Annotated in this window: 2 protein-coding genes; both read right to left on the bottom strand. The window is 65.8% G+C overall.

Going from position 1 to position 5,857, the window contains the following annotated elements:
• On the bottom strand, nucleotides 1-965 hold a 965-nt coding region (locus ACLFQI_RS10825), incomplete at its 3' end, for a DEAD/DEAH box helicase (protein WP_410759252.1).
• Between the two features lie 34 nt (nucleotides 966-999).
• Complete coding sequence (locus tag ACLFQI_RS10830) at nucleotides 1,000-5,856, bottom strand: DEAD/DEAH box helicase (RefSeq protein ID WP_410759254.1); 4,857 nt, start codon at nucleotides 5,854-5,856, stop codon at nucleotides 1,000-1,002.
• Nucleotide 5,857: the final 1 nt, after the last annotated feature.

Genomic DNA, 5,857 nt, shown 5'->3' on the forward strand with positions numbered 1-5,857 from the left:
GGAAAGACGCGCTGCTCGTCCCAGTCGCCGGCGGTGAGATCGATGCGGCGGCGCTGGACGAAATGCCGTGCCAGCTGCTCGCGGTATTGGCTGTCCTCGAAGCGCAAGGCGGCGAAGGCGGGGTCGAGCAGCGACAGCAGCCGCGCGAAGGCGTCTTCATCACCCGAATGCGGGGTGGCGGTGAGCATCAACAGGCGCCGTTCGGGATCGCGGGCCAGTCCTTGCAGCAGGGCAAAGCGCTGCTGCTTGCCCTTGTGGGTGCCGACGCAGGCGTGCGCCTCATCGACGATGACGAAGTCCGGGCAGGCGCGGGCGAAGCCCTCGCGGCGCTTCTCGGCCTTGATGTAGTCGAGACTGACGACCGTGTGCGGATAGGCCTCGAACAGCGACTGGGCCAGCGGCAGACCGCGCTCGAGCTTGGCGGCGCTGCCGGCGGTGACGGCGACCGCCTCGATGCCGAAACGGTCCTTGAGCTCGATCACCCATTGCTCGACCAGATGTGGCGGACAGAGCACCGCGAAGGCCTCGACCTCGCCGCGGTCGATCAGCTCGCGCAGGATGAGGCCGGCCTCGATGGTCTTGCCGATACCGACATCGTCGGCGATCAGCAGGCGCGGCACCGGCAGGCGCAGCGCCATCAGCAGCGGCACCAGTTGATAGACGCGCGGCTCAAAGCCGAGCTGCGCCGCGGAGCGAAACGGACCGGCGCCCCGACGCAGGGTCAGGCGCAGGGCGTCGGCGAGCAACGCGGCCTTGGCCTGCACGGTCATCGCGGCATCCGCCGGCAGGTCGAAGCGCGCTGGCTCGACCGGCAGCTGCTCCAGCGCCGGGTCGAGGATGACGCTATCGTGCTCGCTGCCGGAGAGCGGGCGCAGCGTCAGGAGCCTGGGATGTGGGGATGGCAAGGCGACCCACTCACGGGCACGGGCGCGGACCAGATCCCCGGGGGCGAAGTTTGGGGTCATTGTGTGGATTCTCTTGCTGCGCGGAATGGTGGCATCATGACCCCGGCGCTGGCCCGTCGAACCCGACCAGCAGCTCGGACAGGACCTGGGGAACGCCTGCCGCTGGGCTCTCAGGTAGCTCGAATAGCACCCAGCCCAAGGCCTCGGCGGCTTCGCGCAGGGCATCGGTCAGGGGCGGCGGAACCGCTGCAACGAAATGGCTCCGCCATGCAAACGGGATGTCTTGATCCGCACAGCGCAGCGCCTTGGCGTCAGGCTCGGGAAGGCCTGCCTGTTGGAACGCCGCCAACCAGGGATCAGCATGCACCACGGCTGCGTCGGACGTGGACGAGGCAGCCCTGAGCAGCACCCGGCCGCGCGCCAGCTCGATGAGCAATTGCTTGGCCTGGTCACTGGTGCGGTCGATCCGTTCATGATCCGGCTGGTTGTAATAGGACAGCAGACAGCGATAACAGCCGCGCACGCAGGCCTCATGCTCGCGCTCGTGCAGCAGGCTGGCATCGCCAGCGGCGATGGCCTCGTCGACCCGGTCGAAGTGCATCAAGGTCAGCGCTGCATGCGCGACCTTGCCAAGCAGGGTTGGCTCCTCGATCAGGCGACTGAGCGCACCGGCTCCGCCCTCGGCGGCCTCATAGGCGAGGATGGCGCGACGCTCGTCTCGTGATGGCAATGGCTCACCGAGCACCTCGCCTTCCTCGAGCTGGAAGACGATCTGGATGCCGCGCATCAGGGCATGGTGCAGGGTGGCAATGGTCTCAGGGGCGTAGGCGTCCGGTGCATGAAAGCGAAACAGCAAGGCGTTCTTGCGGTCGCGCACGATCGGGACGATGCGCACCGGCTTGACCACATCAGGCGGGACATCGACATTGGGCTCTTCGCTCTCATCTCTCGCCCAGTAACCGGTCCGTGGATCGATATTGAAGCCGAGAACGGTTTGTTCCCGGCGCCGCTTGAGCCCCTTGTTGATGCGACTGATCTCGGCGCTGTTGGCGTATTGGAGGATGAGGATCGGGGGATCGCGCTCGCTGGCCGGATCGCGATCGCTGACCGGGTCGCCGTCCGAATCGCTGTTGGACAGACTCTCCGCGCGGTGGAATTCGGCCTCGGTGACCTGCGGGCGCCCATCACGCCGTGGCCAGGCGAACACCGTTTGGATCTCGAAGCCCTGCCGGACCCGTTCTTCATCGTTGGCGGTGATGCGCTCGACCGGGGCGGCTTCGACGTTGTCGATCCGCAGCGTGCGACGGATCGGGACCTCGCCGGCCATGCGCGCGTCGCAGGCATGGCAACGTTCGACCTCGCGGTCATGGCAGGCGCCGCAGTTGGAGCAGATGAAGAGGTCGCGGGTCGCCAGCTCGGTGCCGTCGCTGGTGCGCGCCTCCGGTGAGAGCTTCGCCTTCATCACCCGATAGGCACGACCTTCGTGATAGATCAGGCTGCGCGGGCCGAATTCCGAGATCGCCAGAAAGCGTGCGCGCTGCAGAAAGGTGCCGGTCTTGCCCTCCGCCGGGATGAAGGCGTAAATCGGCAGTCGGGGGAAGTTGTAGCCGGGCAGAAAGCCCTCGGTGGCAAGGTAGCGATAGGAGTAGAAATCCGAGCCGTTGGGGGCCTTGCCCTGCTCCAGGATCGCCAGCTGATCGCTGGCCTGCATCTGCGCAGCCTTGATCCGGCGCCGGTCGGCCCCGGGCAGTCCGGTCATCTCCGAGCGCGCATTGGCCTCTTGCAGCTGGGTGCGCGCCGAGTGATACAACTCGCGCCAACGATCGAAGGCGCGATCGAAGGCCTCGGGGGCCTGAGTGGCGACCTCCTTCACGAACGCCTCGGGCCTGTCCATCCAGGGTGGCTTCACACCACCGACGGCAGCGAGGATCTGATCAAGGACGCGCTGCATCGGCGCTTGCGCCTTGGTGGCGAGGCCGGGCGTGCGAATCTGCGCTTGGATACCCTCCTTGAGCGGATAGGTCTCCTGGGTCAGATCCAGGATCTCGGGGATGTCGGGCGAAAGCGCCAGTGTCGCTTCCGCGAGCCAGAGGGCATGCAGATGGGAGCGCAGCAGCTCTTCGTTGGTGATATCGAGCGCGGGGGGACGCACGACCCCGGCCACCATCTCGCTGCGCCGCTCGAAAAAATACTGGTCATGCGGTGATTGGGCCGCGCAGTAGGTGACGATGACCGCCGCCTGACCCGAGCGACCGGCGCGACCGGCACGCTGCGCATAGTTTGCCGGGGTCGGCGGAACGTTGCGCAAATAGACCGTGTTCAGCGCCGAGATATCGATGCCAAGCTCCATGGTCGGCGAGCAGAACAGCGTTGGCAGAAACTGGTCCGATTCACCCGCGGCCTTGAGGTCGGCGCGATGCTCCAAGAGACTGGCTCGGTCGTCCTCCTCGAAGCGAAACCGCCATTCGCGCCATTCAAGGTATTTCTGCGTGACCTGGGCGGTGTGCTCGCGACCTTCGAGGCCCCAATAGTGGCTGCTGCCGCCCTTGAGATCCCTGGCGATACGGTTGTAGAGGTCATGAAAATAGGCGTTTTCAAGCACCTGGTCGGTGCGGATCGCCTCGCCAGGGATCAGACGCACGGCCGCGGGCGAGAGGCGCCAACCACTGAGGTCGGTCTCGATCTCGACCCGCGTGACCAGTCCTTCGCGTTCCATCAGCTCCAGCAGGCCGGTCATGACGCGCAGATAGTCGGTCTTCTTGAGCTTGGTGCCGAGGACGCTGTCGCGATTGATACGCCGCGCAATGCGCGAATTGTGGCCGGCACGCAGGATGCTTTGCTCCTCGCGCAGCTTGACGCGATCCTTACCAGGCGCCTGCAGGAACAAGGTCGCTCGGCTACGCGGCTGCTCCTTCTGATCGAAGGCCCAGGGCGCTCTGAGCAGATTGCGGGATCTCTGCGCCACGGTATCGAGCAGGGTCAGGTCCAGGGATTCGGTGCTGACCGCCAGCCCCTCGACGAAGGCGATGAGCAGTTCCCGCAGGGCCTGGCGTCGCTTGGCCTGATCGAGGGCCCCTAGCTCGGGCAGGATCGCGCCGAGGGCCGCGGCATCGGCGGCGACCTCATCGAGCCCAAGAAAGTCGATATCGATGAGCTTGAGCACGGACAGGCTGGGATTGGTGTAACGCCAACCCCGGCGCAGGTCCGTCCAGACGCGATGGGCCAGCACCTTGGCCAGTGCGCGCTGGGAATCGACGCGGACCACGGCACCGGCATCGGGGTCCAACATCCAATGCACACGGGCGCGTTTGTTGTCGGCCGTGAAGCCGAGCGCCTTGACGACCTTGAGTCCGAATTCTTCCTCGGTCATCCCCTCCTCACCCGCATCGAGCACCGCGCGCAGGATGGCGCCGCGCAGCAAGCTGACAAAGAGAAAATCGTTGAAGTGACCAGCCTGCAGCGCGGCGTCCTGGCGATTATCGGTAAAGCCGAGGAGCTTACGCTTCTCGGTGGCGACACCGCTGTCGGCGAGACTCATCCATTCGAGCGCGGTCGCGACCAGCAGCGTGGTCGCTGAGCTGCGGCCTTCGCCGGAAAGACTCGCCAGCTTGCTGCGTTCGCGCATGCTGGGATGGGGTTGGTCGAGACAGCAGGGACAGAAGCCGAATCGCCCAGGGATGAACCAAAAGGACGTGCCGGAGGCCGAATAGCGACCATCCGGGCTCAGGGTCAAGCGCTGCGGCATGCGTGATTTGCGATTCGCCCGCAGTCGCTCGATCCCCTTGCGCTCTTCGCGCCAGTCTTCCGGGTAGCTCTCGACCTCGCCGGTGAAGGCATACTCGGGGTCATCATCGCCGGTGGGCGTCAGATAGCCGGCGGTATCGCCGTCGTCATCGTCCAACGGCGTGTCATCGATCGCACGCGGCAGAAACCGCATGCCCTGATCATCGTCGCTCTTGGTCACGACATGGACTTCATGCCCGCAGGCGCGGCAGAAGCGCGTGGGATAGAGCCGGTGGCCGGGGACATCGGGGTCTTCCAGTTGGCCCTCGAAGTGGATCCGACGCGGGCGTGCCGTCAGCGTGGTGAAGACGTCACCCGCGCCAGAGATGAAGCGATGCAGCTTGAAGGCGAGGAAGGCGCTCGTGCCCGAACCTCCTCGCTCGGTCTCCGGGAGGCTGACGCGGGTGAGGAACTGTTCGAGCTGGGTGCGACAGCGCTCGACCGCGACCCCGCTGTCGCTGGCCAGTAGGGCGACTGCGTCGCCGAAGGGAATCGGCTTCTGACGCTTGAGCGCGAGCCCATCCTCCAGGCCGATCGCCAGCTCGACCCAGACCGCGAGTGGATGCGTGCCGAGGTCAGCGTCGAGCAGTGTGTCGGGGAGCGCGTCGGTCAGGATCCGCGCAAGCCGCGGACGGACATCGGCAAGCGTCACCCGCTCATCGGTGGCGCGCTTCAGCGCTTCATCGATCACCGCGTCAGGGCCGATCGCGGCGCCAAACAGACGCGAGGCGACATCGGCGACGGCCTGCGCACGGCCGGCCTCTGATCCTTCGCTTGCCATGGTTGCGGAGGTGCCGATGCAGATCGGCGCGCCATCTGGATTGCAGCGGTTGCGCAGGCGACGCACCAGGATGGCCACATCCGCACCCTGTCGGCCGCGGTAGGTATGCAGCTCATCGAGGACGATGAATTCGAGCCCCTGGGCGTTGTCGATGACCCGGGTATCGAGCGCATCCTGTCGCGTCAGCAGCAACTCGGCCATCATGAAGTTGGTCAGCAGGATGTCCGGCGGATGCTTGGCGGTGCGTTCCCGTTCCTCCTGGCTCTCCTGTCCCGTATAGCGCCGCACCACAGGCTTGAGTGTGTCGGGCAAGCCCGACTGCGCGATGAACTTCTCGATCTCCTTGAGCTGGCTGTTGGCCAGCGCATTCATCGGATAGACGATGATC

The organism is Halochromatium sp., from assembly GCF_046541315.1.
In the GTDB taxonomy this organism is placed as follows: domain Bacteria; phylum Pseudomonadota; class Gammaproteobacteria; order Chromatiales; family Chromatiaceae; genus Lamprobacter.